At 74.8% G+C, this 4,863-nt stretch carries 5 protein-coding genes and 1 pseudogene; 4 read left to right on the top strand and 2 right to left on the bottom strand.

The window, feature by feature from the left end; all coding sequences use genetic code 11:
• Positions 1-175: 175 nt before the first annotated feature.
• On the bottom strand, positions 176-1,549 hold the full coding sequence (locus tag KS423_RS38565) for an FAD-dependent oxidoreductase (RefSeq protein WP_224284395.1): 1,374 nt from the start codon (positions 1,547-1,549) through the stop codon (positions 176-178).
• Positions 1,550-1,866: 317 nt separating this feature from the next.
• On the opposite strand from KS423_RS38565, the gene KS423_RS38560 reads away from it, so the two are divergent.
• The 4 genes from KS423_RS38560 (at position 1,867) to KS423_RS38545 (ending at position 4,208) form a co-directional block, all read left to right on the top strand.
• Entirely contained in the window at positions 1,867-2,136 is a 270-nt protein-coding gene (locus KS423_RS38560) for a ferredoxin (protein ID WP_224284394.1), read from the top strand.
• 97 nt (positions 2,137-2,233) lie between these two features.
• On the top strand, positions 2,234-3,448 hold the full coding sequence (locus KS423_RS38555; RefSeq protein ID WP_224284393.1) for a cytochrome P450: 1,215 nt from the start codon (positions 2,234-2,236) through the stop codon (positions 3,446-3,448).
• A 150-nt stretch (positions 3,449-3,598) separates the two neighbouring features.
• Positions 3,599-3,763, top strand: coding sequence for a hypothetical protein (locus tag KS423_RS38550; protein WP_224284392.1), 165 nt, complete (start codon positions 3,599-3,601; stop codon positions 3,761-3,763).
• Between the two features lie 103 nt (positions 3,764-3,866).
• Complete coding sequence (locus KS423_RS38545; protein WP_224284391.1) at positions 3,867-4,208, top strand: hypothetical protein; 342 nt, start codon at positions 3,867-3,869, stop codon at positions 4,206-4,208.
• Positions 4,209-4,307: 99 nt separating this feature from the next.
• Here KS423_RS38545 and KS423_RS38540 read toward each other — a convergent pair.
• Positions 4,308-4,863 (bottom strand): annotated as a pseudogene (locus tag KS423_RS38540) (hypothetical protein); the annotation flags it as partial.

Genomic DNA, 4,863 nt, shown 5'->3' with positions numbered 1-4,863 from the left:
CCGCGCCCGACGAACCCGAGCGCGGCGGCCGCCCTCCTCGATGCCGGATCGTGGGCCCGCCACTTCGGCAGCGGGCCCGAGCGGGGGCGGGACCGCCGACCGCATCCGCGACGGTCACCTCGCGTCGCAGCTCGGCGAGGGCCCGGCTGCCGAAGGTGCGGGGCGGGGCGGGCACTCAGGCCGGGATGAGGGCATCCCACTGGTCTCGGGTCGGGCCGTCGGGCCGTGGCGAGAAGTCGGGGTGGGCGGCCAGCCAGGCGGTGACGTGGCGGTCCACTTCGTCGGTTCCGTAGGCCTCCTCCGCCGGTTGCAGGAGGTGGCGCACCCGGGCCCTGGCCCGCATGACGACGGGGTCGTCGAACGCGCAGGCAGCCAGCGCGGCAGTCCGCAGGTCCGCGGACGGCTGGGTCCCGGTGAGGCGTTGCTCGTTGCCGCGGTCGGCCGTCACCTGCGCGTCGAACCAGGGACGGAGGGTGCGCGCCGCCCAGGCGTGGTAGCCGGTGGGGTCCGCGGCGATCCGTTCGACACGGGTGGCGATGTACTGGGCGGCGCGCAGGCCGAGGGCCGCGCCGTGGCCCAGGGTGGGGTTGGTGTGGACGAGGCTGTCCCCGGCGTTGATCAGGCCGGTGACGACGGGTCCGGCGTCGTCGGCGAGGGCGGTCCAGCGGTTGTCCAGGCCGCCCATGGCCAGGACGGCCGACTGCGGCTCGGGGTCCAGGTCGAGCCAGGCGGCGGTGGCGGGGAAGCTCCGGGCGACGGCCTCGAACACGGCGGGGTCGGTGAGCGCGCCGCGGGTCGGATCATCCGCGGAGAGCATCACGCTCACCGCGAAGGTGTCGTTGTCGGACGGGAACACGCCGGCGAGCGCGAACGGTGCGGTCGAGCCGGGCTTCACCCGCCCGGGGTCGCGCGGGCCGTCGGCACGCAGGCGGTACCAGCGACACAGGTAGGCGATCCCGGTGCGGTGGCTGTCGACCACGGGCGGGCGGCAGCCGGCCGCGACCAACCAGGCGGGAACCGGAGAGCGACGGCCGGAGGCGTCGACGACGAGGTCCGCCCGGTACGTGTCCGCGCCCACCTGCACGCCGGTGACCCGGGCGGGGTGGCCCTCGTCGAAGGTGAGGGCCCGCACCCGGGAGCCTCGCCGCACCTCGACGGTGGGCTCGCGCCGCACGGCCGCGGTCAGGGCGGCCTCCAGCACGATGCGCCGGGTGCGCAGGGTCACCAGGTCCTCATCCCCGGCCCGGTGCGGCGGATGCTCACCGAACCAGTCGAAGTCGTGGTACTCCAGGGCGCCGCGGGCCAGCAGGTCCGCGTGGACATCGGGCGCCTCGGCCCGCAGCACGGTGCGCACCGGTGCGAGGAACGAGTGGGGCTGGACGGCCTGCGGAACCCGGGGCCTGTCCCAGTGGAAGAAGTCCCGGTCCGGGTCCTCTCCGGCCTGCCGCGCGTCCTGTTCGAACAATGTGACCGGATGACCCCGCCGGCCCAGCATGAGCGCCGTCCCCAGCCCACTGATGCCTCCGCCGACCACCGCAACCCGCGCCAATGAACTCCCCTTCGCGTCGTGTTGCGAAATGATCTTACTGCTCGGCGGTTTCCGGGCGGGCCCCCACCCCCGCCCCCGCACGGCGGCGGGCGGCCGGACGTGGTGAGCCGGGAGCCGTGGGAGCGTACGCTTGTCCGGGTAACGTCAATTCAAAACCTGCCTCGCCGCCCGGCAGCTCCGACGGGAGCCGAATCGGCCATTCTCGGCGATCCCGCCGCGGCACCCTCCGTGAACGGAGTAGCGGCGGTTAGGTTGGCAATGACAACGAGAGGCGGCCGCCGGGCAGCCGGCGGCGCACTGGCGAGAGGTGCCCGACCATGCGGGTGAGTATCGACCGGGACCGCTGCTGCAGCTCCGGGATGTGCGTCATGAACGTCCCCGAGGTGTTCGACCAGGACGACCACGACGGCCTGGTGAGACTCCGTCAGACCGCGTTCCGGCCCGACCAGTTCGATGATCTCAGACTGGCCGCCCAGCTCTGCCCGAGCGGCGCGATCACCGTGGTCGAGGGCGATTCGGCAGCGGCCGGGTCGACCGTGGCCGAGGCCGAACCCGCCGGGAGGCGGACCGCCCCGGTCGACGGCTGACCGCCGTCGGCCCCGGCCACCGCGACAGACCCTGACGGACGTCCAGTCACCACACGACCCCCCACCGGAGAACCTCGCGACACAAGGAGACCCCGCCTTGACGAGCACACCCACCGTCCCCGCCGTCCCGCTGCCGTCCCCGCACTCCGCCGGCTGCCCGTTCGGCCCGCCGCCCGCGTACACCGAGGCCGCCGCCACCGCCCGGCTGACCCGCGCCGACCTGCCCGGGGGCGAGTCCTGCTGGCTGGCCACCGGCTACGCCGAGGTCCGCACCGTCCTGTCCGACCGCCGGTTCAGCGCGGACGTACGCCACCCGTCCTTCCCCCTGCTGGTCGCCGGCAGCCGGGAACGGATCACCGAGAACCCGAGCTTCCTGCGGCTCGACGACCCCGAGCACGCCCGGCTGCGCCGGATGGTCACCGGGGACTTCCTGGTCAAGCGGGTCGAGGCGATGCGCCCGGACATCCAGCGGATCGTGGACGAGGCGCTGGACGGGATGACCGTGGGCCGCACCGAGGCCGACCTGGTCGCCGACTTCGCGCTGCCCGTCCCCTCGCTGGTGATCTGCCTGCTGCTCGGCGTCCCGTACGAGGACCGCGAGTTCTTCCAGAGCATCAGCCGGACGCTGCTCAGCAACTCCAGCACGATCGAGCGGCTCCTTGAGGCCCAGGACGAGCTGCTGGCGTACCTGGAGGGGCTGACGGACCGCAAGCGGGAGAAGCCGGAGGACGACATCCTCAGCCGGCTCGCCGCCCGGGACGACCTCACCGTGCGCGAGGTCGCCAGCACCGGCATCCTGCTGCTGATCGCCGGGCACGAGACGACCGCGAACATGATCTCGCTGTCCACCGCCCTGCTGCTGGACCGGCCCGAGCAGGTCGCCAGGCTGGCCGACCCGGCCGCGCTGCCCGGCGCGGTGGAGGAGCTGCTGCGCCACCTCACCATCGTCCACACCGGGGTGCCCCGGGTGGCGCTGGAGGACGTGGAGCTGGGCGGCGCGACCGTCCGGGCCGGGGAGGGCGTGATCGCGATGCTCTCCACCGCCAACCGGGACGAGGAGATGTTCGGCGGTGCCGGTCGGCCGCCGGTCGACGAACTGGACCTGGACCGGGACGCCCGGCGGCACATGGCCTTCGGCTTCGGCGTGCACCAGTGCCTCGGCCAGCCGCTGGCCCGCGCCGAGCTCCAGATCGCGCTGGCCACGCTGTTCCGGCGGCTGCCCGGGCTGCGGCTGACCGTCCCCCGCAGCGAGCTGGCGTTCCGCACCGACTCGTTCATCTACGGCATGCGGTCCCTGCCCGTCACCTGGTGACCTCAAGGTGAGGTCCGCGGTCGCTCGCCGGGGCACCCGGCTGGCCCTGGCGCCGGGGCGGAGGCAGGCTGGAAGGGCGAAGAGACACCACCGGCCCTGCCGCGCCCCCGACCCGGCGCGCCCGGACCGGCCGAGGAGACGGAGCCCGCGATGACCGACATGAGCGACCGGTCCAAGGTGAGCACCGAGGACGACGAGGACATCCGCGCCGCGGACCCCGAGGAGGGCATCCCCTCGACGCAGAACCTGCACGCGCAGGACACCTCCCAGGCGGAGGGCGCCCGCATGCCGGACCAGCCCGGCCAGTCCGGCTGACCGTCCGGCGTACCGACTCGACCGCCCGGTGGGACCGGGCGGTCGCCGCGACCGTGGGTGTCGCCGCTCCGGCGGCGGTGCACCCGCGAGGGAGGAGAGGCGCATGACCGAACACGACGAAGGCAACCGCCAGGCCCGGCCGCCCGCGGACCCGCGCACGTCGTGGGCGACCTGGACCACCCAATCGATCATCAGCGGCCCCGGTGGGGTCACCACCACCGAGGTCGGCCCGATCTCCGGCGACCTCACCGTGCACACCACCTGGGTGGACGGCGAGGCGCGGCTGACCGTCCAGTACACCGGCGCGCTGGACTGGTACACCGTCGACGGCAGCCCGGTGCCGGCGGACGACGAGACCACCGCACGGGCGATCCACCAAGCGATGGTGAACGGCGTCAAGGCCGGCCGGGGCGCGGGTGCCCCGCCGGCACCGCCGAAGCTCTAGGGACCTCCGGGAACAGTGACGAAACGGCGGCGCGCCCGGGACGGGTGACCGTCCCGGGCGCGCCGTGCCGCTACGGGCCTGACGGCTGCCCCCGGCGGGCTACGGAGCCGTCCCGTCCGCATCCACCGCCCTGCCCCGCGCCTCCGTCCCGCCCTTCAGCGCCGGAGCGGCCGAGGCCCAGTAGGTGGCGTCCGCCGGGCGGCGCTCGCGCAGGTCCTTCCGCACCTCGCCGGCCAGCCGACGGGTGTCGCGGCGGTTCATCGTGGCGCCGATGCCGGCGCCGACCAGCAGCGGGACCACCGCCGGCAGGTGGCGCAACGAGCTGCGGGTCAGCCGGCGGCGGACCTGCCGGCGCACCTCCGAGCTGATCGCCAGCGCGGCGAAGCCGGCGGGCCGGACCAGCAGGCCCGCGTCGATCCCCCGGCGGTTGGCCCAGGCGCCGAGGTAGGCGCCGGCCCGCTGGATGGCGGCGCCCTGCGCCGGCGCGCCGTAGACCTCGTGCAGCTCGGCGATCAACTTGATCTCCACGGCCGCCACCGCGAGCGTCTCGGCCGCGATCTCCAACGGCATCGCGGGCGGCACCGGCAGCATCGCCGCCGCGCCGACGCCCGCGCCGAGCGCGCCGGAGGCCCGGACGGCACCGGTGACCAGCAGG

It is taken from the genome of Streptomyces sp. LS1784, assembly GCF_020103755.1.
In the GTDB taxonomy this organism is placed as follows: domain Bacteria; phylum Actinomycetota; class Actinomycetes; order Streptomycetales; family Streptomycetaceae; genus Kitasatospora.
The sequence above is the reverse complement of the archived record's forward strand: the minus strand, read 5'-3'. Positions and strand labels throughout refer to the sequence as shown.